General features: G+C 64.7%; 32 protein-coding genes. 16 read left to right on the top strand and 16 right to left on the bottom strand.

Features of this window, described 5'->3' with window-relative positions:
* The first annotated feature begins 285 nt into the window (after positions 1-285).
* The 5 genes from ffh to AB4Z43_RS21030 all read left to right on the top strand — a co-directional run bounded on the left by ffh (position 286) and on the right by AB4Z43_RS21030 (position 4,135).
* On the top strand, positions 286-1,878 hold the full coding sequence (gene ffh / locus AB4Z43_RS21050; RefSeq protein WP_064981513.1) for a signal recognition particle protein: 1,593 nt from the start codon (positions 286-288) through the stop codon (positions 1,876-1,878).
* Positions 1,879-1,886: 8 nt separating this feature from the next.
* Positions 1,887-2,213 carry a chorismate mutase gene (locus tag AB4Z43_RS21045; protein WP_019862096.1) on the top strand — a complete coding sequence of 109 codons (327 nt, stop codon included), beginning with the start codon at positions 1,887-1,889 and terminating at the stop codon, positions 2,211-2,213.
* A gap of 57 nt (positions 2,214-2,270) precedes the next feature.
* Positions 2,271-2,672: a 30S ribosomal protein S16 gene (rpsP, locus tag AB4Z43_RS21040; RefSeq protein WP_019862097.1), complete on the top strand. Its 402-nt coding sequence runs from the start codon at positions 2,271-2,273 to the stop codon at positions 2,670-2,672.
* Between the two features lie 143 nt (positions 2,673-2,815).
* Entirely contained in the window at positions 2,816-3,214 is a 399-nt protein-coding gene (locus AB4Z43_RS21035) for a hypothetical protein (RefSeq protein WP_038650664.1), read from the top strand.
* 75 nt (positions 3,215-3,289) lie between these two features.
* A complete protein-coding gene (locus tag AB4Z43_RS21030) occupies positions 3,290-4,135 on the top strand; it encodes an acyl-CoA thioester hydrolase/BAAT C-terminal domain-containing protein (RefSeq protein ID WP_441938869.1) in 846 nt (281 codons plus the stop codon).
* Between the two features lie 66 nt (positions 4,136-4,201).
* On the opposite strand, the gene AB4Z43_RS21025 is transcribed toward AB4Z43_RS21030, so the two are convergent.
* From AB4Z43_RS21025 to AB4Z43_RS21010, 4 genes are all read right to left on the bottom strand, one after another.
* A complete protein-coding gene (locus AB4Z43_RS21025; protein ID WP_019862099.1) occupies positions 4,202-4,465 on the bottom strand; it encodes a YMGG-like glycine zipper-containing protein in 264 nt (87 codons plus the stop codon).
* Positions 4,466-4,604: 139 nt separating this feature from the next.
* A complete protein-coding gene (locus AB4Z43_RS21020; RefSeq protein WP_441938868.1) occupies positions 4,605-5,132 on the bottom strand; it encodes an SRPBCC family protein in 528 nt (175 codons plus the stop codon).
* A gap of 29 nt (positions 5,133-5,161) precedes the next feature.
* Positions 5,162-5,572 (bottom strand): DoxX family protein, encoded by a 411-nt coding sequence (locus AB4Z43_RS21015; RefSeq protein ID WP_069090532.1) that lies wholly within the window; start codon positions 5,570-5,572, stop codon positions 5,162-5,164.
* 132 nt (positions 5,573-5,704) lie between these two features.
* Positions 5,705-6,610 (bottom strand): bestrophin family protein, encoded by a 906-nt coding sequence (locus AB4Z43_RS21010; protein WP_441938867.1) that lies wholly within the window; start codon positions 6,608-6,610, stop codon positions 5,705-5,707.
* Between the two features lie 169 nt (positions 6,611-6,779).
* Here AB4Z43_RS21010 and AB4Z43_RS21005 point away from each other — a divergent pair, with 169 nt between their 5' ends.
* On the top strand, positions 6,780-7,193 hold the full coding sequence (locus AB4Z43_RS21005) for an ACT domain-containing protein (protein WP_441938933.1): 414 nt from the start codon (positions 6,780-6,782) through the stop codon (positions 7,191-7,193).
* Between the two features lie 4 nt (positions 7,194-7,197).
* Here AB4Z43_RS21005 and AB4Z43_RS21000 read toward each other — a convergent pair whose 3' ends face one another.
* The 3 genes from AB4Z43_RS21000 to AB4Z43_RS20990 all read right to left on the bottom strand — a co-directional run bounded on the left by AB4Z43_RS21000 (position 7,198) and on the right by AB4Z43_RS20990 (position 9,290).
* Entirely contained in the window at positions 7,198-7,656 is a 459-nt protein-coding gene (locus tag AB4Z43_RS21000) for a GNAT family N-acetyltransferase (RefSeq protein ID WP_441938866.1), read from the bottom strand.
* Positions 7,657-7,849: 193 nt separating this feature from the next.
* The gene (locus AB4Z43_RS20995; RefSeq protein ID WP_069090534.1) at positions 7,850-8,884 is read right to left on the bottom strand and encodes an aspartate-semialdehyde dehydrogenase; all 1,035 of its coding nucleotides are present in this window, start codon (positions 8,882-8,884) and stop codon (positions 7,850-7,852) included.
* 106 nt (positions 8,885-8,990) lie between these two features.
* The gene (locus tag AB4Z43_RS20990; protein WP_441938865.1) at positions 8,991-9,290 is read right to left on the bottom strand and encodes a hypothetical protein; all 300 of its coding nucleotides are present in this window, start codon (positions 9,288-9,290) and stop codon (positions 8,991-8,993) included.
* 35 nt (positions 9,291-9,325) lie between these two features.
* Here AB4Z43_RS20990 and AB4Z43_RS20985 point away from each other — a divergent pair, with 35 nt between their 5' ends.
* A complete protein-coding gene (locus tag AB4Z43_RS20985) occupies positions 9,326-11,194 on the top strand; it encodes a DEAD/DEAH box helicase (RefSeq protein ID WP_441938864.1) in 1,869 nt (622 codons plus the stop codon).
* 2 nt (positions 11,195-11,196) lie between these two features.
* Here the strand turns inward: AB4Z43_RS20985 and AB4Z43_RS20980 are convergent, their stop codons facing one another.
* Positions 11,197-12,621: a glycosyltransferase gene (locus tag AB4Z43_RS20980; protein ID WP_441938863.1), complete on the bottom strand. Its 1,425-nt coding sequence runs from the start codon at positions 12,619-12,621 to the stop codon at positions 11,197-11,199.
* 141 nt (positions 12,622-12,762) lie between these two features.
* On the opposite strand from AB4Z43_RS20980, the gene AB4Z43_RS20975 reads away from it, so the two are divergent.
* The 4 genes from AB4Z43_RS20975 (at position 12,763) to AB4Z43_RS20960 (ending at position 15,221) form a co-directional block, all read left to right on the top strand.
* Positions 12,763-13,467 carry a DUF805 domain-containing protein gene (locus AB4Z43_RS20975; RefSeq protein WP_441938862.1) on the top strand — a complete coding sequence of 235 codons (705 nt, stop codon included), beginning with the start codon at positions 12,763-12,765 and terminating at the stop codon, positions 13,465-13,467.
* A gap of 351 nt (positions 13,468-13,818) precedes the next feature.
* On the top strand, positions 13,819-14,190 hold the full coding sequence (locus AB4Z43_RS20970) for a DUF805 domain-containing protein (protein WP_244748333.1): 372 nt from the start codon (positions 13,819-13,821) through the stop codon (positions 14,188-14,190).
* A 154-nt stretch (positions 14,191-14,344) separates the two neighbouring features.
* Entirely contained in the window at positions 14,345-14,773 is a 429-nt protein-coding gene (locus AB4Z43_RS20965; protein ID WP_441938861.1) for a polyketide cyclase, read from the top strand.
* 70 nt (positions 14,774-14,843) lie between these two features.
* Positions 14,844-15,221 carry a MarR family winged helix-turn-helix transcriptional regulator gene (locus AB4Z43_RS20960; protein WP_223217834.1) on the top strand — a complete coding sequence of 126 codons (378 nt, stop codon included), beginning with the start codon at positions 14,844-14,846 and terminating at the stop codon, positions 15,219-15,221.
* A 159-nt stretch (positions 15,222-15,380) separates the two neighbouring features.
* Here AB4Z43_RS20960 and leuB read toward each other — a convergent pair whose 3' ends face one another.
* The 5 genes from leuB to leuD all read right to left on the bottom strand — a co-directional run bounded on the left by leuB (position 15,381) and on the right by leuD (position 19,146).
* On the bottom strand, positions 15,381-16,484 hold the full coding sequence (gene leuB / locus AB4Z43_RS20955; protein WP_142886434.1) for a 3-isopropylmalate dehydrogenase: 1,104 nt from the start codon (positions 16,482-16,484) through the stop codon (positions 15,381-15,383).
* Between the two features lie 86 nt (positions 16,485-16,570).
* Positions 16,571-16,921, bottom strand: a complete 351-nt coding sequence (locus tag AB4Z43_RS20950) for a VOC family protein (protein ID WP_441938860.1) — start codon at positions 16,919-16,921, stop codon at positions 16,571-16,573.
* Between the two features lie 4 nt (positions 16,922-16,925).
* On the bottom strand, positions 16,926-17,318 hold the full coding sequence (locus AB4Z43_RS20945; RefSeq protein ID WP_019862118.1) for a RidA family protein: 393 nt from the start codon (positions 17,316-17,318) through the stop codon (positions 16,926-16,928).
* A 221-nt stretch (positions 17,319-17,539) separates the two neighbouring features.
* Positions 17,540-18,469, bottom strand: coding sequence for a hypothetical protein (locus AB4Z43_RS20940; protein ID WP_441938859.1), 930 nt, complete (start codon positions 18,467-18,469; stop codon positions 17,540-17,542).
* Between the two features lie 71 nt (positions 18,470-18,540).
* The gene (gene leuD, locus AB4Z43_RS20935; RefSeq protein WP_019862120.1) at positions 18,541-19,146 is read right to left on the bottom strand and encodes a 3-isopropylmalate dehydratase small subunit; all 606 of its coding nucleotides are present in this window, start codon (positions 19,144-19,146) and stop codon (positions 18,541-18,543) included.
* A gap of 155 nt (positions 19,147-19,301) precedes the next feature.
* Between leuD and AB4Z43_RS20930 the strand changes: the two genes are divergently transcribed.
* The 5 genes from AB4Z43_RS20930 to AB4Z43_RS20910 all read left to right on the top strand — a co-directional run bounded on the left by AB4Z43_RS20930 (position 19,302) and on the right by AB4Z43_RS20910 (position 21,912).
* Positions 19,302-19,727 carry a GNAT family N-acetyltransferase gene (locus tag AB4Z43_RS20930; RefSeq protein ID WP_441938858.1) on the top strand — a complete coding sequence of 142 codons (426 nt, stop codon included), beginning with the start codon at positions 19,302-19,304 and terminating at the stop codon, positions 19,725-19,727.
* A 92-nt stretch (positions 19,728-19,819) separates the two neighbouring features.
* On the top strand, positions 19,820-20,131 hold the full coding sequence (locus AB4Z43_RS20925) for an ArsR/SmtB family transcription factor (protein ID WP_064987727.1): 312 nt from the start codon (positions 19,820-19,822) through the stop codon (positions 20,129-20,131).
* Positions 20,131-20,577 carry an SRPBCC family protein gene (locus AB4Z43_RS20920; protein ID WP_441938857.1) on the top strand — a complete coding sequence of 149 codons (447 nt, stop codon included), beginning with the start codon at positions 20,131-20,133 and terminating at the stop codon, positions 20,575-20,577. Before AB4Z43_RS20925 ends, AB4Z43_RS20920 begins: the two co-directional genes overlap by 1 nt.
* A gap of 38 nt (positions 20,578-20,615) precedes the next feature.
* Entirely contained in the window at positions 20,616-21,107 is a 492-nt protein-coding gene (locus AB4Z43_RS20915; RefSeq protein WP_441938856.1) for an SRPBCC family protein, read from the top strand.
* Positions 21,108-21,180: 73 nt separating this feature from the next.
* Positions 21,181-21,912 carry a DUF72 domain-containing protein gene (locus tag AB4Z43_RS20910; protein ID WP_441938855.1) on the top strand — a complete coding sequence of 244 codons (732 nt, stop codon included), beginning with the start codon at positions 21,181-21,183 and terminating at the stop codon, positions 21,910-21,912.
* A 7-nt stretch (positions 21,913-21,919) separates the two neighbouring features.
* On the opposite strand, the gene AB4Z43_RS20905 is transcribed toward AB4Z43_RS20910, so the two are convergent.
* The 3 genes from AB4Z43_RS20905 to AB4Z43_RS20895 all read right to left on the bottom strand — a co-directional run bounded on the left by AB4Z43_RS20905 (position 21,920) and on the right by AB4Z43_RS20895 (position 25,446).
* Positions 21,920-23,086 carry an NAD(P)/FAD-dependent oxidoreductase gene (locus tag AB4Z43_RS20905; RefSeq protein WP_064981538.1) on the bottom strand — a complete coding sequence of 389 codons (1,167 nt, stop codon included), beginning with the start codon at positions 23,084-23,086 and terminating at the stop codon, positions 21,920-21,922.
* A gap of 75 nt (positions 23,087-23,161) precedes the next feature.
* The gene (locus AB4Z43_RS20900; protein ID WP_069090542.1) at positions 23,162-24,763 is read right to left on the bottom strand and encodes an ATP-binding protein; all 1,602 of its coding nucleotides are present in this window, start codon (positions 24,761-24,763) and stop codon (positions 23,162-23,164) included.
* Positions 24,754-25,446 (bottom strand): response regulator transcription factor, encoded by a 693-nt coding sequence (locus AB4Z43_RS20895; protein WP_019862126.1) that lies wholly within the window; start codon positions 25,444-25,446, stop codon positions 24,754-24,756. Before AB4Z43_RS20895 ends, AB4Z43_RS20900 begins: the two co-directional genes overlap by 10 nt.
* Positions 25,447-25,449: the final 3 nt, after the last annotated feature.

The following is a 25,449-nucleotide window of genomic DNA, read 5'->3' as shown; positions in this document are numbered from 1 at the left end:
GCCCGGTCAGGACTTGGAGACTGTCGCCGCCCGGCCCTTGTCTTGACTCTTCGGCCGATTTCCTGTCTACACGCCTCGAATTCCGCGACGAGTATCCCTCCGAGCAAGCCGACCAGGACGCCGAAGCCTCTATGAGGCCGTGCTGTAAATAGATCCTGGAGGCCAACACCCGGCAGCGCAATGCGCCCCCGGGTGCTTTTTGGTTTTGGGCTTTGCTTTTGCTTGGACAGTTGGCGCGAACGCATTACCTCTCGGGTCGAATGAACCGAGATCGAAGGACGCAAGATGTTTGAATCGCTGCAGGAGCGTCTTGGCTCCATCCTGAACGGCCTCACCGGCCGCGGCGCGCTTTCCGAGGCTGATGTCTCGGCGGCGCTGCGCGAGGTGCGCCGTGCGCTGCTCGAGGCCGACGTGGCGCTCGAAGTGGTGCGGTCCTTCACCGACAAGGTGCGCGAGAAGGCCGTCGGCGCCGCGGTGCTGAAGTCGATCAAGCCCGGACAGATGGTCGTCAAGATCGTCCATGACGAGCTGGTCGATATGCTGGGCGCCGAGGGCGTCGCCATCGACCTCAATGCGCCGGCCCCGGTCGTTATCATGATGGTCGGCCTGCAGGGCTCCGGCAAGACGACCACGTCGGCCAAGATCGCCAAGCGGCTGACCGAGCGCCAGAACAAGAAGGTTCTGATGGCCTCGCTCGACACGCGGCGGCCCGCCGCGCAGGAGCAGTTGCGCCAGCTCGGCGAGCAGACCAAGGTCGCGACGCTGCCGATCATTGCTGGCCAGAACCCGGTCGACATCGCCAAGCGCGCCGTGCAGGCGGCCAAGCTCGGCGGCCATGACGTCGTCATCCTCGACACCGCCGGCCGCACCCATATCGACGAGCCGCTGATGGTCGAGATGGCCGACATCAAGAAGGTGTCGAGCCCGCACGAGATCCTGCTGGTCGCGGATTCGCTGACCGGCCAGGACGCCGTCAACCTGGCCAAAAGCTTCGACGAGCGCGTCGGCATCACCGGCCTTGTGCTGACCCGCATGGACGGCGATGGCCGCGGCGGTGCCGCCCTTTCCATGCGCGCCGTCACCGGCAAGCCGATCAAGCTGATCGGCACCGGCGAAAAGATGGATGGGCTGGAGGAATTCCACCCCAAGCGCATCGCCGACCGCATCCTCGGCATGGGCGATATCGTCTCGCTGGTCGAGAAGGCCGCCGAGAACATCGACGCCGAGCAGGCGGCGGCGATGGCCAAGAAGATGCAGTCGGGCAAGTTCGACCTGAACGATCTCGCCCAGCAGCTTCAGCAGATGTCGAAAATGGGCGGCATGGGTGGCATCATGGGCATGATGCCCGGCATGGGCAAGATGAAGGACCAGATGGCCGCCGCCGGCCTCGACGACAAGATGTTCGGCCGCCAGCTCGCCATCATCTCCTCGATGACCAAGGCAGAGCGCGCCAATCCCGATATTCTGAAACACTCGCGCAAGAAGCGCATCGCCGCCGGCTCCGGCACCGACGCCGCCGAGATCAACAAGCTGTTGAAGATGCATCGCGGCATGGCCGACATGATGAAGGCGATGGGCGGCAAGGGCAAAGGCGGCGGCCTGATGCGCGGCATGATGGGCGGCCTTGCCTCCAAGATGGGTCTCGGCGGCATGATGCCCGGCGGCATGGGCGGCATGGGCGGCATGCCCGATTTGTCGAAGATGGACCCAAAGCAGCTCGAAGCCTTGCAGAAGCAGGCGCAGGCCGCCGGTCTCGGCGGCATGAAGGGCCTGCCCGCCCCCGGCGGCGGGCTGCCTGGCCTGCCCGGCGGCATGAAACTTCCGGGGCTTCCCGGCCTCGGCGGAGGCGGACTGCCGGGCCTTGGCAAGAAGAAGTGAGAATACGGATGAACGAAGAAAAGGACATGGCCGACGCCCGCACCATCCTGGCAGGCTACCGCGCTTCGATCGACAACATCGACGCCGCCCTCATCCACATGCTGGCCGAGCGCTTCCGCTGCACCAAGGCGGTCGGCGTGCTGAAGGCCGAGCATGGCCTGCCGCCGGCCGACCCGGCGCGCGAGCAGCAGCAGATCGCCCGTCTGCGCCAGCTGGCCAAGGACGCGCATCTCGACCCCGATTTCGCGGAGAAATTCCTCAACTTCGTCGTCCGCGAAGTGATCCGCCACCACGAACAGATCGCCGCTGCCAACGGCGTGACGAAAACCGGCTGAAACCAAAGATTTAGCCGAAACCATATCAGCGAAATCAGAGCTTTTAGGAGATAAGAAATGGCACTGAAGATCAGACTGGCCCGTGCGGGCTCGAAGAAGCGTCCTTACTACCACGTCGTCGTCGCCGACGCCCGTTCGCCGCGCGACGGCCGGTTCATCGAGTCGCTCGGCTCGTGGAACCCGCTGCTGCCGAAGGACGGCGAGCGCGTCAAGGTCGACGCCGACCGCGTCAAGCACTGGCTGTCGCACGGCGCCCAGCCGACCGACCGCGTGCTGCGCTTCCTCGACGAGGCCGGCCTTGCCAAGCGCGACGCCCGCTCCAACCCGAAGAAGGCCGAGCCGGGCAAGAAGGCGCAGGAACGCGCTGCCCTTTTGAAGAAGGCGCAGGAAGACGCTGCCGCTGCTGTCGCGGCCGCGTCCGCGGCACCGGCCGAGGCGGAAGCCGCCACCGCCGAATAAATATCGCTTCATCGCATCGACAAAACGGCGGGCCTGTGCCCGCCGTTTTGCTGTTTGGTCCTATCTCGCCCCGGCACCGCTGCGTCCCACTTGACGAAGCACCGCGACGTTGATTTTCTTCCGGCTTCAGAGAGGTGTGAGTCTTGAAATCAGTTCTGGTTCTGGCCATCGCGGCCCTGGCGGCGCTAACCCTTGACATGCCAGCCCAAGCGGCCGGTTTCGACAACATCGTCGTTTCAGCGACGAAGGGAGGCGAGGCCCAGAGCGAGTTCCCCGCGGACACACCGGTCGTCTATTTATCGGCTGACCTGGTGGACATCCCGGCCACGTCGACGATCACATTCTCCTGGATTTCGATCGATTCTCATGGCGTTGCGCCGGCCAACTACACGATCGACAAGGTTGACCTCAATGTCGGAGAGAACACCGAGGCGGATTCGCAACTCAGCAAGCCGACGGCGGGGTGGCCAGTTGGCACCTATCGTGTTGATCTGTCTATCGACGGTACGGTTGCGGACTCGGCACCCTTCAGCATTCGATGATTTGGCTGGCCGTAGCGCGGTTCTGTGCGAATAGGTCCCGGCCGACCACGCCTCGCTGAGGCGCCGACGGGTCGGATGGACGAACCGGCAGTCACCGAAGAAATCCTGTCCGGCGGCGTTGCCGGAACGCTGCTGCGATACGCCGACGCCAAAACGGGCGTCGTGGTGCTGGGCGGATCGAGCGGCCGTGTCGACGTCGCCCGCGCGCGGCTGTTTGCCGGCGAGGGCGCGTCCGCCCTGGCGCTCCGGTGGTTCGGCGGCGAAGGTCAGATTCCCGGCATCTGCGAAATCCCGCTCGAGATTTTTTTCGCCGCGACCGACCATCTTGTCGGACTGGGCTGCCGGCGCATCGTCTATGTCGGCACGTCCAAGGGCGCCGAGGCGGCCTTGCTCGCGGCGGTTCACGACCCACGCATCGATGCCGTGGCCGCGATCAGCCCGACATCGGTGGTCTGGGGCAATATCGGGCCGGGCGACGACGGCATCAGTTGGCCCGAGCGATCGTCATGGACGCTGAAGGGGGTCCCGCTCCCGTTCGTTCCGACCGAGCCGAACTGGCGCACGAGCCACGTCGATGGCCTTGTGTCCTACAGGGGGCTGTTCGAGCATTGCCTGGCAAGCTTCGAGCAGGAGGCCGACAAGGCCGCCATTCGCGTCGAGACTATCTCGGCGAGGCTTGTGCTCGTCGCGGGCGGCGACGACGCGCTGTGGCCATCCCTCGACTTTGCCCGGTCGATTGTTCGGCGTCGGGAGGATGCCGGAAAGACCACGCGCCTCGTTTCGAGCCCTGGAGCCGGCCACCGCATTCTCTTGCCGGGTGAAACCACCCCACGCTCCGCATTGCACGCCCATGGCGGCAATGACCAAGCCGATGCGCGTCTCGGTCAAGAAGCCTGGGAATTCATCAGGGACTTGTTGTAGGGCGGTTTCAGACGAAAACGGCAGGCCAGTGCCCGCCGTTTTGCTGTCTTCAGTGCTGGTCGCTGCTCAATAGCCACTTGGGCAGCGGTCGACATAGACACGACCATGACGGTCGCGGTAGCGGCACTGGCCACTTTCGCTGGCGTGGCCAATCAAGGCACCCGCCACGGCGCCGACAGCGCCTCCGACGACGGCGCCCTGGACCGGATCACCGGCCACGGCCGCGCCGACCGCGGCACCACCAAGGCCGCCTATTGCAGCGCCTTTTTCCGTCTGCGAGCACGCGCCCAACGCCATCGTCAGTACCAGAATGGTCATGATTTTCTTCATTTTAGTTCCTCTCACAGGGGGATCGCCATCGCTCCGCCAAGTGCTTAACTCGCAGACGGCTAATTTGATCCAAGAGAGAATGAAGATCGTGGTGCCGCTCGCCCGGGCGACTTCCCGCGAACGGCCGTGCCCGTTCGCATCATGCCTCGGCGTTGCGCTTCAGATTGGCGAGGCCGACCTCGAAATCCCGGCCGATCAGCGTGTCGAAATTCTTGAACAAGCCCATCAACTTGGCGATGAAGGGCCGGCTGCCCCGCATCGCCCAGGAGACGGCGGTGGTTTCGCCCGATGGCGTCAAGGTGAAGTCGACGCTGTTGTTGGCGCGGAACGGCTTCTCGAAATCGAGCTTGAGCGCGACCTGCGACGACGGCACCGAATTGACGATCTCCATGCGTCCCTTGCCGGCCTTGCCATTGCCTTCCCAGGCATAGACGGCGCCCTTGCCGCTTGGCGCGCCGGAGAGCGTGCGCTTCATGTTCGGGTCGAGCTTCTCGTAGGGCGACCATGTCGGCCAGCGGCCGAAATCGTTGATCAGAGGGAAGATCGCCTCTGGCGGCGCCTTGATGCTGGCCGTGCGGGTGACGACGAAATCGTTCGGCCGTGTCGCGGCATAGATGAGGACCGCGGCGATGATGACGACCAGGATGATGAGGATGGTGCTGAACATTTTTCTCTCCCGGAAAAATACCTGAAAAACTATCGGCTGAACGGGATCAGTGCGCGCACCTTGGGGTCGCGCAGATAGAGGCCGCCCCACAGGATGACACCGAGGTAGACGCCGAACAGCGTGTGCGAGAATAGCGGATTGCTGATCCGCGCATTGGTGGCGATGGCGCCGCCCATATAGGCGGTGAGCAGGATGGCGCCGAGCACCGATGTGCGCGGCAGCGCGTAGAGCGCGGTCGCGATGAGGCCGATGACGCCGAGCAGGCGCGCGACGTTGGCGTCGGCCGGCCAGCCGAGCGGCACCATCGTCTGGGTGACGACATCGAGCGGCGGCAGCTTGATGGCGCCGTCGAAGATCATGAACAGGATGATGATGCCGCTGAGCACACGGCCGGTCCACAAGGCGCCGGACGAGACAGGCGCGGTTTCGGAAATGCTCATCGGTGTTCCCTCCTGATGGTTCGAACCCCTTTCGCCGGGGTCGAACCAAGGACGCGGCATGAGGCGGCGATCCTACAGGGGGCTGGGTTTTTTCGATCCGTCCTTTGGCCGGCAAGCAGGCCAGTCCAGATTCTACGAAAAATAGAACTTCTCGGCCGGCAGCAACTTCGGCGGCGCCTCCCCCAGCGCCTCGAAGACCGAGATCTCGCAAACGCGGCACAGGCCGTCGAGCGCGAGGTCGTTGGCTTCGGTGCCGAACGGGTCTTCGAGCTCCTCCGAAAGCGCATCGAGGCCGAAGAAGGTGTAGGCGATCAGCGCCGTGAACAGCGGCGTCGCCCAGCCGGTGGTCGAGATCAGCCCGATGGGCAGAAGCAGGCAGACGATATAGGCCGTGCGGTGCACGAGCAGTGTATAGGCGAAAGGCAAGGGCGTGCCGGCGATCCGCTCGCAGCCGGCCTGGATGGCTGATATCGACGCCAGCCTCTCATCAAGAATGCGAAAGCCGATCGGATCGACGTCGCCCGCCCGGCGCTGCGCATTGGCGCGCCGTCCCATGCGCCGGACCATCTCGTCCGCCGGATTGGCGAAAGTCGCGACCGTATCCGCCTCGGCGTCGATGAAGGCGCGGGCATCCTTGATGCTGTCGATCTTGCGCAACTGGCCGCGCAGGAAATGGCAGAAGGCCAGCGCCTCCATCAGCAAGGCGCGCTGTTCGGCCGGATCGGGAATGAGGCTGGTCGTGGCCCGCGCCAGGTTGCGGATCTCGAAGACCAGCGTGCCCCACAGCTTGCGCGCTTCCCACCAGCGGTCATAGGCGGCGTTGTTGCGGAACGACAGATAGATGGACAGCGTCACGCCCACCAGCCCGAACGGCGTGATGTTGAAGACGCCGAGATCGAGCTCGAACCATCGCGCCAGGGCCAGGATGACCGCCGAATAGACGGCGAACCCAAAGATCTGCGGCAGGATGCGCGGCACCACGGAGCCGCGCATGATGAAGAACAGCTGCAGGAAGTTGGGGCGCGGGCGAACGATCATGGACGGCCTTTCACGGACCGGCATCGGCCCTCAGCTGCTCTATTGTGCGATGCGACAGATCCGCAAGCCCGGCCACCAGCGACATCGCCATGTCGTGCGCGCGGACTATCGGCGTGTGCCGGTTGCCGATATTGAGAAGCCTGTGCCCGTTCCTTTTCAGGCGAGAGAAATGACCGGCGAGACCGACCTGAAGACATTGTTGGCATCGATGACACCGGAACTGCTCGGCGGCATCCATGTCTTCGCCATGCTGGCGCCTGGGGTTCCCCAGCCGGAGGACCTCGACCCGGTGATGGTGTTTCGCGAGCGCGAGGGCACGACGCTGATCGTGACCGAGGACGCGGCGAAGGCCGCCGCACTAAGCGCCTCGTTCCGCTGCCGGATGATCACGCTGAACATCCACTCATCGCTGGAAGCCGTCGGCTTCCTCGCCGCCATCACCACGCGGCTGGCTAGCGCCGGCATGGGCGTCAATCCGGTCTCGGCTTTCTATCACGACCATCTGTTCGTGCCGGCGGAACGGGCCGAGGAGGCGATGATCTTGCTGCGTGGACTGGCGATAGAGAACGGACGGGTGGAGTAAGGCGTCAGCGCCTGCGGACATACAGAATATCCGGCAGGCCTTCCTCATTGGTCATGCCGTCGCCAAACGACTCGGCGCGGAACCCGTGGCGCTCGTAAAAACGCCGGGCGCCGGTGTTGGCCTGGAAGCAATGGAGTTTGGTGACCGGCAGGGCAGCGGTGGCGTCCGTCAGCAACCGGCTGCCGATGCCTTGCCCCGTCCAGGCCGGGTCGAGGTAGAGCTGCTCCACCCAATCGCCGCTGACGGCAATGAAACCGGCAATCACCTTGCCGGCCTCAGCGACCGTCACCTGCTGCCGTGGCAGCACGATATCGCGGATGAAKAAAAGGTCTTCCTCCGGCGTATGCAGCACCGGCATCCAGTCGAAGGAGCTGAGCGCCGCCCGCATCATGGTCGCGATGGCGGCAGCGTCCGAGCCGATGGCCGGACGCAGGATGGTATCTACGGGCTGAGCGCTAGTCATGAAGGGAACCCCAACGTCTCACTCCGCTGGAACCCCCCATCTGGCGCTTCGCGCCGATCCACCTTCTCCCACAGGGGGAGAAGGAAGAAGCGCCCCGGCCGAAGGCCGAGCCCGCGACCGCGGGCCGCCGGTCGTCCGGCGCCCTCGCGGAGGGCCCGCCGCGGCAGCGGCGATACGGCCCGTGACCGGTAAACTACGCCGCCTTCTTCTTCGGCTGGATCAGGCCGCGCTCGACCAGAAGCTCGGCGATCTGCACCGCGTTGAGCGCGGCGCCCTTGCGCAGATTGTCGGAGACGATCCACATCGACAGGCCGTTGTCGACGGTCGAATCCTCGCGGATGCGCGAGATGAAGGTGGCGTCCTCGCCGGCCGATTCCAGCGGCGTGATATAGCCGCCGTCCTCGCGCTTGTCCAAGACCTGGCAGCCGGGAGCATCACGCAGGATGTCGCGCGCCTCGTCGGCGGTGATCGGCTTCTCGAACTCGATGTTGACCGCTTCCGAATGGCCGATGAACACCGGCACGCGCACGCAGGTCGCCGTCAGCTTGATCTTGGGATCGAGCATCTTCTTGGTCTCGGCGACCATCTTCCACTCTTCCTTGGTGAAGCCGTCGTCGAGGAAGACGTCGATATGCGGAATGACGTTGAAGGCGATGCGCTTGGTGAACTTCTTGACGTCCACCTGGTCGGCGACGAACACCGCGCGGGTCTGCGTGAACAGCTCGTCCATGCCTTCCTTGCCGGCGCCCGACACCGACTGGTAGGTGGCAACCACGACGCGCTTGATGGTGGCGAAATCGTGCAGCGGCTTCAGCGCCACGACCAGCTGCGCGGTCGAGCAATTCGGGTTGGCGATGATGTTCTTGCGCGTGAACAGCGAGATCGCGTCCGGGTTCACCTCCGGCACGATCAGCGGCACGTCCTGGTCATAGCGGAAGGCCGACGAATTATCGATGACGACGCAACCCTGCTTGCCGATCTTCGGCGACCATTCCTTGGAGACATTGCCGCCGGCCGACATGACGCAGATGTCGGTGTCGGAAAAATCATACTGGTCGAGCGCCTTGACCTTCAGCGTGCGGTCGCCGAACGACACTTCCGTGCCCTGGCTGCGCCGCGACGCCAGCGCCACCACTTCGCTTACCGGAAAGCCGCGCTCTTCCAGTATGTTGAGCATTTCCCGGCCCACATTGCCCGTGGCGCCGACGACTGCAACCTTGAAACTCATAAAGATCTCCTGTCCCTCTCCGCTTGGTTTTTGGAGAAAACCCGCCGGCCAATGCGGGTTCCGTCCCCCGGGCCGAACCCGGGAGAGGGTGGTTAGGCCAAGGGAATCACACCGTTTTGGTGGTGGTTTTGGCCGTGGTTTTGCTGGAACGAGGAGACGAGCCGAGGCGCCCGGCCCAATGGTTCGCATTGAGGCTGGGGGCATCGAATGCAAGAAGAGCCATCGAAAGGCCGCGCATCGAAAAACGATCCCGTTCGAAGCGGGCTTTTACGCGGTTTGCGGCAGGAGTCAATGCGCTGCGCGTCGCATGGCCTTCATGGCGCGCCCTGTACAAGAGCGGCGGCAGGAAGTACGAACGGCCAAGATTGTTTGGCTGGCGCGGCGCCGGCCCCGGCCCGTGCTCCATGATGAGCGCAGACCCCTGAATTCCGAAAGAGCGAGATGTCCAACTTTGAAGGTATCGTCCCGGCGCTGGCACAGGCGCTGGAAAAACGCGGCTATTCCGCACTGACACCGGTGCAGAAGGCGGTGCTGGAACTTGGGTCCGCCGATGCTCTGGTATCGGCGCAGACCGGCTCCGGCAAGACCGTGGCCTTCGGCCTTGCCATGGCGCCGACGCTTCTCGACGGCGCCGAGCGCTTTGGCCATGCGACAGCGCCACTGGCATTGGCGGTGGCGCCGACGCGCGAACTGGCGCTGCAGGTGACGCGTGAACTCGAATGGCTTTACGAGCCGACCGGCGCCACGGTGGCGTCCTGCGTCGGCGGCATGGACATGCGCACCGAGCGGCGCGCGCTGGAGCGCGGCGCCCATATCGTCGTCGGCACGCCCGGGCGGCTGCGCGACCACATCACACGGCAATCGCTCGACATGTCGGCGCTGAAAGCGGTGGTGCTCGACGAGGCCGACGAGATGCTCGATCTCGGTTTTCGCGAGGATCTCGAGTTCATACTCGACGCCGCGCCGGCCGAACGCCGCACGCTGATGTTCTCGGCCACCGTGCCGCGCTCGATCGCCACGCTGGCGCAAGGCTACCAGCGCGATGCCGTGCGCATCTCCGCCGCCGGCGAGGAAAAGCAGCATCTCGACATCGAATACCGCGCGCTCAACGTCGCCCAGGCCGACCGCGAGAACGCCATCATCAACGTGCTGCGTTTCTATGAGGCGAAGAACGCACTGGTGTTCTGCAACACACGCGCCGCCGTCAATCATTTGACCGCGCGCTTCAACAACCGCAATTTTTCCGTCGTGGCGCTTTCGGGCGAACTCAGCCAGAACGAGCGCAGCCATGCGCTGCAGGCGATGCGCGACGGCCGTGCGAAAGTCTGCATCGCCACCGATGTCGCGGCGCGCGGCATCGATCTGCCCAACCTCGAACTGGTCATCCACGCCGATCTGCCGACCAATCCCGAGACGCTGCTGCATCGCAGCGGCCGCACCGGCCGCGCCGGGCGCAAGGGCGTCAGCGCACTGATCGTGCCAGGCAGCGCCCGCAGGCGCACCGAGCGCCTGTTGCAGAACGCCGGCCTCAAGGCGACATGGGCGAGTCCGCCCTCCGCCGACGACGTGATCCGCCGCGACGACGAGCGCATCCTCGCCGATCCGGCCTTCGACGAGCCGGTGAAGGACGATGAGCGCGCTTTCATCGACGCGCTTCTCAGCCGGCATGGCGCCGAACAGGTGGCGGCCGCCTTCGTGCGCCAGTGCCGCGCCAGCCGCTCGGCGCCCGAGGATCTCATGGACGTCGCGCCTTTCACGCCTTCACGCGAAAGACCGGCCGGCGAAAAATTCGCGCAGCGCGACGAGGCGCCGAGCCGCCGCGACGATTTCGGCGCCAGCGTCTGGTTCTCGCTGTCGGTCGGCCGCCGGCAGAATGCCGAGCCGCGTTGGCTGATCCCGATGCTGTGCCGCACCGGCAGCATCTCCAAGCGCGAGATCGGCGCCATCAAGATGCAGCCGGAAGAAACCTTCGTGCAGATCGCCGCAGACTGGGCCGACCGTTTTCTCGCCGCCATCGGTCCCGACCGCAAATTGCAGGGCAACATCCTGGTCAAGCGGCTGGACGGCACGCCGGACCTGTCGCGGGCCGGCCATCAGCCACCCAGCCCCGACAAGAAGCCGCATCGCGGCAAGGCGCCATTCGACCCGAACGCGCCGAAGCGCAAATTCGAGAAGCGCGCGCCGGCTTCAGTCGATCAGCGCCCGGCAGCCGCGCATGAGGCAAAGCCATGGGCAAAAAAGCCGGGCAAGCCGAAATTCGACAATGCCAGCCCGCCAAAGCACAAGAAGCCGAAGAAGCGGCCTTCATAACCCTATAAACGCCGGGACGCGCTCTCCTGCAGCCCGGCCTTGATGGCCGACCAGCTAGCGGCCGCCGGCGTCGGCCGATGGTTTTGGGCGATGCGCTCCGCCAAAGAGGAGCGCCAGGCGTGATCCTCAGCCATCTTGCGGATGGCGGCGTACCAGCCGGCCTGGTCTTCGGAATCGATCGCCGGCATCAGCCCGCCGCTCGCCTCGATCAGCGACGGCGCCGTCGACACGATGACCGGAACGCCGAAATCGAGGCATTCCGAGGCGCCATAGCCCCAGCCCTCTATATGCGAGGGAAAAACGCCGAACGTGGCGCTGCGATAATAGCCGATGAGCTGCTCGTCGCTGACCAACCCGGTGAAAGTGACCGACTGGAGCAGTTCGGGATGCGCCTTGAGAAAAGCGCGCAGCGGTTCGATCATCCAGCCCCAGCGCCCGGCGCAGACAAGCCTTGGCAGCTTGACGCCCTCTTCGCGCGCCTGCTGCCAGATCCGCGCCAGCAATATGTGGTTTTTGCGCACTTCGATGGTCGAGCAATAGAACACGAACGGCTCGCCGGCCTCGATGCGCGAGGTGCTGCCCATGCGCGATGCCGTGTCGTGCAGGATGGAGGGCATCGGAAACCGGTACACCACCGGCGCGCCGATGCCGGCCTTGCGCATATATTCGGTCAGCGTCGCGCCGACCTCGTCGGAAGCGCAGAATGCCGGCGCACCGGCGCGCACGAGCTGCTCGAGATCGGAGCCGAAACGGCGCTCGCCGGCGCTCGAGCCGATCAGGTCGGGGCGCAATGCCGGGATGATATCGTGGCACAGGAAGGCAGGCTTGCCGGCGCCGCCCGAAACGGCGGACCGGTCTTCCTGGGTCAGGATGTGATGGCTGATCAGCACAAGGCCGGGCTCCGTCTCGGCCGGCCGGGCTGGGGCATCTTCTCGCAAGCCAAAGCGGATCCGCGCCCGCTGGTACAGGCGATAAGTGCGGATCAACAGCCGCGTCACCTGCCAGGCGATCCCCATGCCGCCATTGGTCACCGTCCTGGCCAGATGGCGGTCCGCGTCACGCTTGTCCCAGGGCTGTTGCCGCACCGCCTCGAAAGCCTGCGACAGCGCCATGCGTCTCCCCGGCCACCGCTTGACACGATGCGGTGAAATCTCGCCCGCCGCGACATGGTCCTGTTCGAAAGGCGCGAGCGGCCGGAACCGGCCTTCGCCTGGCCTGAACGCCACCACCTCCACGTCTGGGTCGGGATCCGCCAATGCAGCGTTGACGAGAAAGCTCTCCACCCGTGGAATGCCCGCCAGGCCCTTGCCCGGCGGGCAGAACATCAGGCCGGTGGCATCGATGGCCAGTGCAGGGGCATACCTCGGCGGCCTTGCGACCTGCCTACCCTCGGTCCCGGCGCTGGCATCGGAATGCTCGACTGTCATGATCTGCTTTGTCGAAGACGGCTGCAAGTGAAGCCTTATGCTTGATTTGCCGCTAATATGGTAGCCATGCCGCACGGTGTTGCCCATGGGATCGGCCCTGTGCCACACCTTGGCGGGGACGCGGCGACAAGGGGGTGGGCGATGCGTGGCGAAGTGCTTCACTATGACGAAGACCAGGGTTTCGGCTTCATCACCGGAGCCGACGGCAACCGCTACACATTCACCCGCGAGAACCTTCGCCGGCAAACCGCGATGGCCAAGGGCACAACGGTGGAATTCCAGCCGGGCGGCGGCCAGGCGCGTGACGTTTTCTCGATCGCCGCCCAGGCGGCAAGCCCGGCCGCCGGCACCATTCGCGCACCGGCTCAAGCCGGTCCCGCACCTACTGCCGTCGCATCGCCGGCGCAGCATTTCGGCCGGACGTCCGAGCCCCCAGAGCCCACCGACCTCTGGTCCTATTTCTGGGGCGGCGTTACCCGGAACTACTTCAATTTCGCCGGCCGCGCCCGCCGCAAGGAATATTGGGGCTATTGCCTGTTCTGGACGATCGCGTTGCTGGTGATCGTCGGCATCGGCGTTTTCACCGATGCCGAGATCGGCAATTTCGACAACGCCGAGGTGCCGGCGATGACGGTGGGGCTTTTCGGCCTTTTCCTGCTGGCCACCTTCCTGCCCAGCCTCGGCATGATCGTGCGCCGCCTGCACGACCTCGGCCTGACCGGCTGGCTCTGCCTGCTCCTCCTGATCCCGACCTTCGGCAGCCTGATCATCCTGGTCTTTGCGCTCATCCCGACACAAGGGCGCGAAAACCAGTGGGGGCCTGTGCCGGCGGGGGTCAGGATCTAACCTAAACGTGCATCTTGCAACTACTTGCAACTTTAGGTAGAGTCCCCGCTCGGCATGACGGGGGCAAAGTATGCGTGGCACGGTCTATCACTTCGACCAGGATCAGGATTTCGGTTACATCAATGGGGTTGACGGCAAACGCTACATGTTGCCCGTAGCGATCTGAGCCATGAGGTGACCCTCGTCAGGGGCACTCTTGTCGAATTCCAGCCAGATGATGGGACGGCTCACAATATAGCCGCCGTGGCCTCAACCACGCCGTCGTCAACCCCCGGCCAGTCTGACCGTACCGGCGAAAACGGGCCCACTCGTTCCACGGGCCTGTGGGCGTACTTCCTGTGCACGGTGAGCGTGAACTATTTCAATTTCGACGGACGCGGCCGCCGCAGGGAATTCTGGGCCTTTTGGCTATGCTTTATCCTTGTGCAGTTAGCACTTGTTGGCTTCGGGATACTCGTCAATCTGGCCATCAACGGTTTCGGCATCAACGCGGGCAAAAGCTCGATAGGGTTCCTACCCGCTGTTATCTTTACACTGGCATTCGGCTGGTCGTGGATCGCGCTTGTCGTGCGGCGTCTTCACGACATCGGCCTGAGTGGCTGGCTTGTGTTGATCTGCTTCATCCCGGCTATCGGCGGGGTGGCCGTGCTGGTCTTTGGGCTTGTGCCGTCTCAGGCGGGCGAAAACCAGTGGGGACCGGTGCCGACGGGGGTCAGAGTTTAGCGACTTCGGCAGCATGCCGATCGAAACTGCATAAAAACAAGGAGTTGCACCATCCAGGCGGAGCAGCAAGATTCCTCTTGCTATTTAATCCGCGCACAGATAGTCTGTGCACAGATCTAATGATCGATCAGCCAGGATGAATGGAGCCAAGACAATGTGGAGCAATGAATACACCGCGATTTCCTCCCTTCCCGCAGCAGCCGTCTGGAATGCGCTGAAGGCGTTGCACGAGGGCCGCCTGACCTATGAAGGGTCCGACACTTTCGTGCTGCACGGCCCGTTCGCCAAGGGCACCCGTGTTTCGGTGACGCCGGTCGGGCAGGACACGTTTGAATCGACCATCGTCGATCTCGTCGATAATTTCACCTATGCCGACGAGACGTCGTTCGGTGACACCAAGCTGCTGTTCAGGCATACGCTGGTGCCGGTCGAAGGCGGCACGCAGGTGACGCACCGGCTCGAAATTTCCGGCCCTTCGGCCGCCGAGGTCGGACCCGAACTCGGTCCGCAGATCAGCGGCGATTTCGACGCCTCGATGGCTAAATTGTTCGAGCAGGCAAAGGAGTTTGCGACGGGTGGCTGATGGACAGGATTTGAAAACGCGCTTCAGCGGACCTTCGGAGAGCCCGGGCTTGTTGTTGTGGCGAACCACCATGCGCTGGCAGCGCGTCATGACGGCGGCGCTGGCGCCGCTCGACCTGACTCATGTCCAGTTCGTGCTCTTGGCCTCGGCCATGTGGCTCGGCCGCAATGGCGAGCCGCCCAACCAGGTGCAGCTCGCCGCCCAGGCCGGCACCGAGGTGAAGATGACGTCGGACGTTGTTGCCCGGCTCGAGGCCAAGGGACTGATCGCGCGGGAAGCCGACCCCAGGGATTCGCGTGCCAAGGTGATCCGCGTCACCCCGGCCGGGGCGGCCGCCGCACAGCGCGCCATCGTTGCCGTGGAGACCGCCGACGCGGCCTTTTTCGAACCGGTGGACGAAGCACAGTTCGTCGGCCTGCTGCAGCAGCTGGCCGGCGAGATCCGCTAAACCGGGAGGTCCTGCGCCAAGGTGTGTTGAGATTCAGGTCAGGCCGAGCCGAGAATGGCGACTGCCGAGAACCGGAGCGGAGCGTACTTGAAGTACGCGAGCACCGGAAGCGAGGCAGCCGTCATTCGCAGGCCGGCCTCACCTGAATATCGACACGCCTTAGCCCAGGAACTTGGCGATGATCGCATCGCCCATCTCGACCGTGCCGACTTCGGTCATGCCCGGCGAGAAAATGTCCTTCGTCCGCAGGCCCTGATCGAGCACGGCGGCGATCGCGCCTTCCAGCCTGTCGGCTTCATCGACCATGCCGAAGGAATAGCGCAGGCACATGGCGAAGGAAGCGATCATGGCGATCGGGTTGGCGATGCCCTTGCCGGCGATGTCGGGTGCCGAGCCGTGCACGGGCTCGTAGAGCGCCTTGCGCTTCTTGGTCTTGACGTCGGGCGCGCCGAGCGAAGCCGACGGCAGCATGCCGATCGAGCCGGTCAGCATGGCGGCGATATCGGACAGCATGTCGCCGAACAGATTGTCGGTGACGATGACGTCGAACTGTTTTGGCCAGCGCACCAGCTGCATGCCGCCGGCATCGGCCAGCATGTGGTCGAGCTTGACGTCGGAATAGCGCGCCTTGTGCGTCTGGGTGACGACCTCGTTCCACAGCACGCCCGATTTCATGACGTTGCGCTTTTCCATCGAGGTGACATGATTGCGACGCGTCCGCGCGAGCTCGAAGGCGACGCCCGAAATGCGCTCGATCTCGAACGTGTCGTAGACCTGCGTGTCGATGCCGCGCTTCTGGCCGTTGCCGAGATCGATGATCTGCTTGGGCTCGCCGAAATAGACGCCGCCGGTCAGCTCGCGCACGATGAGGATGTCGAGGCCTTCGACCACTTCCTGCTTGAGCGAGGAGGACGCCGCGAGCGCCGGATAGCAAATGGCGGGACGCAGATTGGCGAACAGCTCCATGTCCTTGCGCAGCCGCAGCAGGCCGGCCTCGGGGCGCACCTCGTAAGGCACGGCATCCCATTTGGGTCCGCCGACGGCGCCGAACAGCACCGCGTCCGCGGCCATCGCCTTGGCCATGTCGGCATCGGAGATTGCCGCCCCATGCGCGTCGTAGGCGCAGCCGCCGACCAGGCCCTCATCGGTGGCGAAGCCGCTGCCGAGCTTTTCGTTCATGGCCGATATCAGCTTCTTGACCTCGGCCATGGCCTCGGGGCCGATGCCGTCGCCGGGGAGCAGGAAAAGATGCTTCGTTGCCATGGAGAAACCGTCCCAGAAAGAATTTGAACCGCGGCCTTGCTAAACGCCAAGCGCTTGCGGCGCAAGCCTGCGGTTCAGAACCACGATCACCGATGTGAGAGAATGTTGACCAGCCGGCCCAGGGGATCGCGCACATAGAAGCGCCGCACACCCCACGGTTCGTCGGCCGGACCGTATTCGATGGCGAAGCCGGCGGCCAGCATGCCTTGAAGTGCCGCCTCGACATCGTCGACCTCGATCGACAGGTCCGGCACCGGCGTGCCGGAGCCGCCTTGCGCCATGAAGGAGACCTGCACCTGCATCTTTTCCGCGGAGCCGTAGGTGGCGATCCAGCCCTGATCCATCAGCATGTCGAGGCCAAGCACGTCATGGTAGAAGCGTTTCGCCGCCGCCGCGTCCTGCGTCTCGATATTGGCCACGATGCGCCGGACCTTCATGGTCTCAGCGCCTCGGAGCCGAGCGCCGCAGCGCCGTGACTTCGATCTCGATCTTCATTTCCGGCTTGTTGAGCTGGCACACGATCATTGTCGCCGCCGGCCTGATGTCGCCGAATGTCTCGCCCAGGATCGGGAAGACCACATCCACGAAGGCCTGGTCGGTGATGTAGTAATGCGCCCGCACCACGTCTGATATCTCGAAGCCGCCGTCGGCCAGCGCCTTGCCGATCGTCGCCAGGCAGTTGCGCGTCTGCGCCTCGACCGTTTCCGGCATCGTCATCGTCGCGTAATCATAGCCGGTCGTGCCGGAGACGAAGCACCAGTCGCCCTGCACCACCGCGCGCGAATAGCCGGCGGTCTTCTCGAAGGGCGAACCGGTGGAGATCAGTTTGCGCATGGGAGGCCTCCTTGGATTGTGGGCCTGCGTCTAGCAGGCGGCGCGGCGCGGGTCGTGGGCCAAGCAGGGCGGACCATTGTCACGACGCGGCGAAGTGCTGCCTCGGAGATTAGTCGGGGTATCCCTCCCGTCGTCATCCTGGGGCGTAGCAAAGAGCGAAGCGACGCGGCGCAGACCAGTGGATGACGAAGCTCTGTTGGCCGTCGCGCAACGCTAGTGCCCTAGTTCCCCGACGCCTGCGCGTCGTCGAGCGCCTTCTTGATATCGTCCGGCCAGTCCTTGAGCGGCGGCCAGGCCGCTGGCGCGCCATCGTCACCACGCCGCGAGAAATAGACCGTGTGCTTGGCCGGATCGACCGCCATGAAGCCGTCATTGCCGCCGCAATCATGCGGCACGCAGCCGGTGGCGTAAAAGGCGCCGGAGGCCGTCTTTTCCGTGCCGCCGCCGACCAGCAGGCTGGTCGCCATGTCGGGCATGGTGTCGCCGAGCAGCGCCTTGGCCGCCTTGTAGACAGCCTCGTTGTGGAAGGCATCGATGATGTTGTCGTATTTCGACGGATCGATATCCTTCCAGTCGGTGCCGGGTTCGGGCGTGTAAGCGAGGTTGCCGGAAGTCGTCAGGCCTTCGGTCGGCGACCATTGCAGGGTCGGCTTCTCGTCGCCCGGCAGCAGATAGGGCACGAAATAGATGGCGCTGTCGGAGATCGCCGCCGGCGGCGCGCCGCATTCGTCCTGCTCGACCGTCGTGGTCTTGATCTCGCCGTCCTTCGGCTTCCAGACGATGACCTTGGCCGGGCCGCATTGATTGCCGCCGTCGCCGACATCGACCAGCGCCACGTTGACGTCGCCGATCTTCACGATCTTGTCGAAGAAGACATCGTAGTTGCTGGCCAGCTGCTTGCCGTCATAGGCGAGCACCTTCTCGCCGTCCTGCTCCGGCTGCGTGATGGTCAGCTGGCCGCCCTCGAACGCTATCGGCGCCTGCTTGTCGTCGTCGGCGGGCGCCGCGTCGCTCGACGATCCCTGGTCGGTCGCCGGCTGGTCGGCTGGCTTCTGGGCTGCCGCGGGCGTCTGTGTCTGCGCAAAGGCGCTCGCGCTGGGCACCAGCAACAAGGCCAAGCCGCAAACGCCGGCAAGAAGCGAACGTGCCATGGCTGTCCCTCCCTTCAGTCGCCACCAAACCCGGCCGGAACGCGGCCGGGCCTATCGTCGGACAGTGCCGCTCAGGCCCAGGGACGCTGTTCGGCGTTCTTCTTCTCGAACGAGGCGATGGCGCCGGCCTTCTCCATGGTCAGGCCGATATCGTCGAGGCCGTTGAGCATGCAGTGCCGCTTGAAGTCGTCGAGGTCGAACTTGACGACGCCGCCATCGGGGCCGCGGATTTCCTTGGCTTCGAGATCGATCGACAAAGTGGCGTTGGAGCCGCGCGAGGCGTCGTCCATCAGCTTCTCCAGATCTTCGGGGCTGACGGTGATCGGCAGCACGCCGTTCTTGAAGCAGTTGTTGTAGAAAATGTCGGCGAACGAGGTCGAGATGACGCAGCGAATGCCGAAGTCGAGCAGCGCCCACGGCGCGTGCTCGCGGCTCGAGCCGCAGCCGAAATTGTCGCCGGCGACCAGGATCTGCGCCTTGCGGTAGGCCGGCTTGTTGAGCACGAAATCCGGATTTTCAGAACCATCGTCATTGTAGCGCATTTCGGCGAACAGGCCGGTGCCGAGGCCGGTGCGCTTGATCGTCTTGAGATAATCCTTCGGGATGATCATGTCGGTGTCGACATTGACGATCGGCATCGGAGCGGCGACGCCGGTGAGCTTGGTGAATTTTTCCATGGCTTTGGCCCGTGTTTTCGTTGCGGGGGATTTGCTGACGCCCCGTTTACACAAAGCCGAGGGCAAATAAAAGGCAACTGTTCGTGCGCGCTGGCACAAGGGGCGTACCACAAAACGACTTCGAATTCGCGAGGCGATGATGCAGTCTGACCGGCATGGCTGAAAACTCCCATGTCCTCTACACAAGCGAGTCCGCGCTCGACATCGCCGAATTCCGCCGCGTGCTGGTGGAATCCGGCCTCGGCGAGACGCGGCCTGTCGATGATCCCGCCAGGCTGCGGGCGATGCTGTCCGGCGCCAATCTCGTGCTGACCGCGCGTCTCGATATCGAAGGCAAACCGCTGATCGGCGTGGCCCGTGCAGTCACCGACTTCTCCTGGGTCTGCTACATCTCCGAGCTCGCCGTCTCCCGATCGGCGCAGGGGCTCGGCATCGGCAAGGGCCTGATGGACGAGGCGCGACGGCAGCTTGGGCCGTCGGTCGCCATCAGCCTGATCTCCATGCCCGACGCCGTCGGCTTCTACGAACGCATCGGCATGAAGCGCATGGCCGACGCTTTCTGGTTCTCCCGCAAAGGCTGACTTTTTTCTCCCGTGGCCGCGCCCAGCCGCCGGCGGCGTGCGATCTTGTCGCTTGACATGCAACCAAATGGTTGCATATTAAAGCCATGAGCATGGATGCAGTCTTTCGCGCCCTGGCCGACCCGACACGCCGGCAATTGCTGGACAACCTCCATGCCCGGAACGGGCAGACGCTGAACGCGCTGTGCGCGGAGATGGACATGACGCGCCAGGCGGTGACCAAGCATTTGGCGATCCTGGAGGAAGCCAACCTCGTCACCACGCTCCGCAAGGGACGCGAGAAGCAGCATTACCTCAATCCGGTCCCGATCAACGAGATCGCCGAGCGCTGGATCGGCAAGTTCGAGCGCCATCGGCTGGATGCATTGAGTGATCTGAAGAAACGCCTCGAAAGGGAAGACTGATGAGCAACAGCTTCGTTTACGTGACCTACATTCGCACCACGGCCGAAAAACTCTGGGAGGCGCTGACCGACCCGGAGTTCAACCGGCAGTTCTTTCTCTGCTCCTATCAGGAGAGCGAGTGGAAGGTCGGCTCCAGCTGGAAACTGATCTTCCCCGACGGCCGCGTCGCCGACTCGGGCGAGATCCTCGAGATCGACCCGCCGCGACGCCTGGTCATCAAATGGCGCAATGAATGGATGCCGGAGGTCAAGGAAGACGGCTACACGCGCTGCATCTTCACAATCGAACAGGACGGCGAGCTGATGAAGCTGGCCGTCACCCACGAGGCCGACGGCCCGCACCGGCTGATCCCGAATGTCAGCAAGGGCTGGCCACTGGTGTTGGCGAGCCTCAAGAGCCTGCTCGAGACCGGCAAGGGTTTCGAGCGCCCGCCAACGAAAGGGTGAAGGGCTCGTTTCGATACCGAAACAAAACGGAGGCACCGATGATACACGTCCTCGGGGTACAGAGCATGACCAATGGCGAGACGATCATGGCGTCGGCCGAGATCGAAGCGCCTGTGGAACGCATCTTTCGCGCGCTGGTCACGAGAGAAATCGAGCAATGGTGGGGGACCGCCGACACCTACCGGATGGCCGATTGGTCGGCCGACCTTCGCGTCGGCGGTCGCTGGACGGTCGTCGTCCGCACTGCCGGCGGCAGGGAGCTGCCGGCCGGCGGCGAATTCCTCGAGATCGAAGCGCCGCGCCGTATCGTGCAGACGCGGGCCTATGCCTGGGACCATCCGACGCTTGGCCGGCGGCAAACCACGGTCGCCTGGCTGCTCGAGCCGACCGCCAAGGGCACGCGCCTCACCATCTGCCATGGCGGTTTTGCCGGCCTGAGCGATGCGGCGGCCGAGCATGCCGAGGGTTGGGGCCGGGTGCTGGCCTGGCTGCAGGCCTATGTCGGGGATGGAAGACTAGCGGCGGCCTGAGCAGCGGGTCGGTGGCAACGGCTCGTCGTTCATCTCGTCTTGACCCACACTTCATCTGGTCCACATCCCATGCATGGAAAAGCAGGGATGTTTCATCGGCACGGCCGGCTGGGGAATTCCAACCCGATATAAGGAGGACTTGCCAAAACCCGGTTCGCATCTCGAACGCTACGCCCGCCGATTTCCGATCGTCGAAATCGACACGTCCTTCCACAAGCCACACCGTCGCGAGACCTACGAGCGCTGGGCACGCTCCGTGCCGGAGCACTTCCGCTTTGCCGTCAAGACGCCCAAGGCAATGACCCATGAGCATCGTCTCGCGGATGGCGATGCGCTTGCCGAAATGTTCCTCCAGCAGGTCGAAGGTCTCGGCGAAAAACTGAGCGTGCTTTTGGTGCAGCTGCCGCCGAGCTTGCCGTTCGAGCCGGACATCGCCTGCGGTTTCTTTGACATGCTGGGCAGGCGGACAAAGGCAAGGCTGGCATGCGAACCACGCCACCCGAGCTGGTTCGAAGCGGAGGCGGAAGCGCTCCTTGCCGACCGGCGGATCGCGCGCGTTGCCGCCGATCCCGCTCTAGTGCCGCCTGCTGCGATGCCGGGCGGTTGGGCCGGCCTTGCCTATTTCCGCTGGCACGGCGTGCCGCGTGTCTACTACTCGGACTACGACGCCGAAAGCCTCGACCGGATCGGCCGGCAGCTGCAGGCAGCGGCCGCCTCGGGCGCGGAGGTCTGGGGCATCTTCGACAACACGGCCGCCGGCCACGCGCTCGGCAATGCTCTCGCTATCGATGCGACGGTTGACTAGGCGCTTCTCAAATCACATTCAATTCCCGGAACGCCCGCCCCTCGGCCACCCGCTCATAGCCGAACGCCGAGCAATCGATCGTCCGGTACCCGCCATGCACGATCAACTCGGCCAGCGCCTTGCCGACCGCCGGCGCCTGCTGCAGGCCGTGGCCGGAAAAGCCGTTGGCGAAGAGGAAATTGCCGATCTCTGGATGCGGGCCGATCACCGCGTTCTGGTCGAGCGTGTTGTAGTCGTAGTGCCCGGCCCAGGCGCGGGTCGCCTTGATGGCCTCGAAGGCGGGAATGCGGGTCGCCAGCACAGGCCAGATCACCTCTTCGAACAGCGGCCAGTCGACCTCGAAATCGGCGGGATCGGCCGGGCCGTCGCCTTCTTCCGGCTCGGCGCCGCCTGTGAGGTAGACCGAGCCTTCCGGCCGCACATAAATGCCGGAGGGATCGACCAGCAGCGGCATGTCGGCATATTTCTCGCGCGCCTCGAACACGAAGACGTTGCGCTTGCGCGGCTCGACCGGCAGCGCCAGCCCGGCGAGGGCCGCGACCTTGCCGGCATTCGGCCCGGCGGCGTTGACGACGATGCCGGCTTCCAAGGTCTGGCCATTTTCGAGGGAGACGCCGGTGACGCGGTTGCCGTTGCGCGTAATGCCGGTGGCCGAAGCGGCGATGAAATCGATCTTCTTGTCGCGCAGCGCCTTGCGGAACAGCGTCAGCATCGCATGCGCGTCGAACCAGCCTTCGCCGGTCCGGCCATAGGCGCCGGCGGAAATGCCTTCAGCCGACAGCCAGGCGAAGCGCCGCGTCAGCTGCTCGGCGTCCTCGAGCACGATGTCGGCGCCTTCGGCGACCTGTGCATCATGGTTTGCCTTGAGCACCGGCAGGCCGTTCTCGCCGGCCAGGATGAGATAGCCACCCTCGCGGAACCCGATATCGGCATCGGCGCCGAACGTCTCCTTCAGCCGCCGGAACAGCTTCAGCGTGAATTGCGATAGCCGGATGTTTTCGGGAATGGAGAATTGCTGGCGGATCGAGGCCATGGACAGCGTCGTTGCCGCGTGGGCGAATTGCGGATCGCGCTCGATGAGCGCGATGGAGCCGGAAAACCCCTCCTCGCGCAGATAGTAGGCAATGGAGGACCCGACGATGGCCCCGCCGATGATGACGATGTCGTAGCGCACGCTTAATGTCTCTCCAAGCCTAGAGCATGATCCCGAAAAGTGGCCGCCGGTTTTCGGAAGAGATCATGCTCCCTCTCATACTACCGGCAATGTGATCTCGAAGCGCGTGCCGCGCTCGGAGTCAACCAGCCGGATCATACCATCATGCGCTTTCAGGAGGGCCAGCACGATGCCGAGGCCCATGCCGGTGCCGCCGGTGGAGCGCCGCGTGGTGAAGAACGGCTCGAAGATGCGCGCCCGGTTGCTCGGCGAAATGCCGGCGCCGTCGTCGCCGACCAGCACCGTCGCCTTGCCGCCGGCGCTTGCCGCCGTGATCGAAACGAGCGTCGCGGCGTGCCTGGCGGAATTGTCGATGAGATTGGCCAGCACGATTGCCGCGTTCTCGGCCGAGATGCGCAAGGCGAGATCGCCGCCCGCCTCGATGCGGACCGCCAGCCTGGTGTCGGCGGGCAGCAGGGCCAGCGCGGCACCGATCGAGGTGCTTTCGCCGCTCGGTGCAAGATTTTCGGCCTTGGCCAGATCGAGCAGCCGCCGCACCAGCAGATTGAGCCGCCCGGCATCGGTGACGATGTTGTTAGAGAAGCGCCGCCGCTCCTCATCATCCATCGTGCTGCCGGAATCGCGCAGCAATTCGGCCGCGCCCTGGATCGCCGTCAGCGGCGATTTGAGCTCGTGCGAGACATGGGTGGCGAAGGTCTGGATGCTATCCGAGCGCGCCTGCAGCTTTTCGGCCATGTCGAGGAAGGCGGCGGACAGCTCGGCCATTTCGTAGGTGCCGTGATGGTCGAGCGGCCGAATTGCGTCACGCTCACCGGCGGCGATGCGCTGCGTGCGGTCGATCAGCGCATAGATCGGCCGGCTGACCGTGCGCAGGAACACCAGGCCGATGAGCAGCGTGCCGCCGAGGATGGCGATCGCCGCCAGGGTCACCTTGCCGCGTTCGCCATAGAGATGCTTGATGATGTTGTTGGGTGTCCGCGAGACATAGACCACGCCGGCGACCCGGCCATCAACGGCCACCGGCAGGGCGACGAAGACCCGCACCTTGGTACCGCGGCTGACCGAATAGAGCGGTGGCGTCGGCTGGTCGGGGATGCGCAGCCTGAGCGCGCTGGCATAGTGGCCGCCAAGTGCCGTGCGCACCTCGTCGACCTCGCCAAGCGACTGCCCGACCTCGCCACGTCCGGCAATGACGACACCTGTGGGATCAAGCAGCCGGAAACCGGCCAGCGTGGTTTTCTGCGTGGCGTCGAGAATGCCGGACAGGCGCGTGCCGATCGCGGCGAAGGCCGGATCGGTGGTGGCGGGCATGGCGGCGGGCCGGGTCGGCCGCACGGCGTCTGAGGCGAGATCGAGCTGCGGCTCGATCGGCCGGTACGGGCCGTCGGGATTGGCTGCTCGGCTGGCACCGCCATTGGCCTGCGGCATCGGCGCGCCGAGTTTGTCCGGGGGAATGCCGGCGTCGCGCACTTCCTGCGCATAGATGGCGGCGATGGCCGCCCCTTGGGCGATCAGTTCCGCCTCGGTCTGGCGGATCAGCTGGTTTTCGTAGAGGCGAAAGAAGAACAGGCCGACCAGCGGCAGCGCCATCACCATGATCAGGATGGCGACGACGACCGTGGCAAGCCTTGGTCGCCATTTGCGGCCGATCCATTTGCTGGACGTCGTCAGCCGCATCGGCCGAGCCGGAAGCCGACGCCATGCACGGTCTCGATGGCGTCCAGGCAGCCCACCGCCGCCAGCTTGGCGCGGATGTTGCGGATATGGCTGTCGACGGTGCGGTCGGCGACATGGATCTTGCCGGCATAGGCGTTCGCCATCACCGCGTCACGGTCGAGCACATGCGCCGGCCGCGCCAAAAACCCTTTCAGGATCGAGAATTCGATCCCCGTCAGGGCAAGCGGCTTGCCGTCGAAGCTTGCGGCGTGGCTGGCCGGCGCCAGAGTGAGCTTGCCATGCGAAAACTGCCGGTCGTCGGCCGCCTCGGCCGCCGCCGGGCGGGCGCGGCGCAGGATGACGTTGACGCGGGCGACCAGCTCGCGCGGGCTGAACGGTTTCGTCACATAGTCGTCGCCGCCCATTTCGAGCCCGAGGATGCGGTCGATCTCCTCGTCGCGCGCGGACAGGAACAGCACCGGCACGTCCGATGTGTGGCGCAGCCGCCGGCAGACCTCCAGCCCGTCCATCTCCGGCATGCCGATGTCGAGCACGACGAGATCCGGCGCCCGGCGTCCGATCTCCTGCAAGGCGGCGGCGCCATCGGCCACGCCAAGCGTCTTCATGCCGGCCTTTTCCAGCGCGAAGCAGATCACCTCGCGGATGTGCGGGTCATCGTCGGCGACGAGGATGTGATGCGGCATCGG

This window comes from Mesorhizobium sp. 2RAF45 (assembly GCF_052115225.1).
GTDB lineage: Bacteria > Pseudomonadota > Alphaproteobacteria > Rhizobiales > Rhizobiaceae > Mesorhizobium > Mesorhizobium jarvisii.
This window is presented reverse-complemented; position numbering and strand designations above follow the sequence as displayed.

Coding starts and splice junctions, on each gene's coding strand:
- ffh (WP_064981513.1), top strand. CDS start 286: ATGTTTGAATCGCTGCAGGAGCGTCTTGGCTCCATCCTGAACGGCCTC.
- AB4Z43_RS21045 (WP_019862096.1), top strand. CDS start 1,887: ATGAACGAAGAAAAGGACATGGCCGACGCCCGCACCATCCTGGCAGGC.
- rpsP (WP_019862097.1), top strand. CDS start 2,271: ATGGCACTGAAGATCAGACTGGCCCGTGCGGGCTCGAAGAAGCGTCCT.
- AB4Z43_RS21030 (WP_441938869.1), top strand. CDS start 3,290: ATGGACGAACCGGCAGTCACCGAAGAAATCCTGTCCGGCGGCGTTGCC.
- AB4Z43_RS21025 (WP_019862099.1), bottom strand. CDS start 4,465: ATGAAGAAAATCATGACCATTCTGGTACTGACGATGGCGTTGGGCGCG.
- AB4Z43_RS21020 (WP_441938868.1), bottom strand. CDS start 5,132: ATGTTCAGCACCATCCTCATCATCCTGGTCGTCATCATCGCCGCGGTC.
- AB4Z43_RS21015 (WP_069090532.1), bottom strand. CDS start 5,572: ATGAGCATTTCCGAAACCGCGCCTGTCTCGTCCGGCGCCTTGTGGACC.
- AB4Z43_RS21010 (WP_441938867.1), bottom strand. CDS start 6,610: ATGATCGTTCGCCCGCGCCCCAACTTCCTGCAGCTGTTCTTCATCATG.
- AB4Z43_RS21005 (WP_441938933.1), top strand. CDS start 6,780: ATGACCGGCGAGACCGACCTGAAGACATTGTTGGCATCGATGACACCG.
- AB4Z43_RS20995 (WP_069090534.1), bottom strand. CDS start 8,884: ATGAGTTTCAAGGTTGCAGTCGTCGGCGCCACGGGCAATGTGGGCCGG.
- AB4Z43_RS20990 (WP_441938865.1), bottom strand. CDS start 9,290: ATGGAGCACGGGCCGGGGCCGGCGCCGCGCCAGCCAAACAATCTTGGC.
- AB4Z43_RS20985 (WP_441938864.1), top strand. CDS start 9,326: ATGTCCAACTTTGAAGGTATCGTCCCGGCGCTGGCACAGGCGCTGGAA.
- AB4Z43_RS20980 (WP_441938863.1), bottom strand. CDS start 12,621: ATGACAGTCGAGCATTCCGATGCCAGCGCCGGGACCGAGGGTAGGCAG.
- AB4Z43_RS20975 (WP_441938862.1), top strand. CDS start 12,763: ATGCGTGGCGAAGTGCTTCACTATGACGAAGACCAGGGTTTCGGCTTC.
- AB4Z43_RS20965 (WP_441938861.1), top strand. CDS start 14,345: ATGTGGAGCAATGAATACACCGCGATTTCCTCCCTTCCCGCAGCAGCC.
- AB4Z43_RS20960 (WP_223217834.1), top strand. CDS start 14,844: ATGCGCTGGCAGCGCGTCATGACGGCGGCGCTGGCGCCGCTCGACCTG.
- leuB (WP_142886434.1), bottom strand. CDS start 16,484: ATGGCAACGAAGCATCTTTTCCTGCTCCCCGGCGACGGCATCGGCCCC.
- AB4Z43_RS20950 (WP_441938860.1), bottom strand. CDS start 16,921: ATGAAGGTCCGGCGCATCGTGGCCAATATCGAGACGCAGGACGCGGCG.
- AB4Z43_RS20945 (WP_019862118.1), bottom strand. CDS start 17,318: ATGCGCAAACTGATCTCCACCGGTTCGCCCTTCGAGAAGACCGCCGGC.
- AB4Z43_RS20940 (WP_441938859.1), bottom strand. CDS start 18,469: ATGGCACGTTCGCTTCTTGCCGGCGTTTGCGGCTTGGCCTTGTTGCTG.
- leuD (WP_019862120.1), bottom strand. CDS start 19,146: ATGGAAAAATTCACCAAGCTCACCGGCGTCGCCGCTCCGATGCCGATC.
- AB4Z43_RS20930 (WP_441938858.1), top strand. CDS start 19,302: ATGGCTGAAAACTCCCATGTCCTCTACACAAGCGAGTCCGCGCTCGAC.
- AB4Z43_RS20925 (WP_064987727.1), top strand. CDS start 19,820: ATGGATGCAGTCTTTCGCGCCCTGGCCGACCCGACACGCCGGCAATTG.
- AB4Z43_RS20920 (WP_441938857.1), top strand. CDS start 20,131: ATGAGCAACAGCTTCGTTTACGTGACCTACATTCGCACCACGGCCGAA.
- AB4Z43_RS20915 (WP_441938856.1), top strand. CDS start 20,616: ATGATACACGTCCTCGGGGTACAGAGCATGACCAATGGCGAGACGATC.
- AB4Z43_RS20910 (WP_441938855.1), top strand. CDS start 21,181: ATGGAAAAGCAGGGATGTTTCATCGGCACGGCCGGCTGGGGAATTCCA.
- AB4Z43_RS20900 (WP_069090542.1), bottom strand. CDS start 24,763: ATGCGGCTGACGACGTCCAGCAAATGGATCGGCCGCAAATGGCGACCA.
- AB4Z43_RS20895 (WP_019862126.1), bottom strand. CDS start 25,446: ATGCCGCATCACATCCTCGTCGCCGACGATGACCCGCACATCCGCGAG.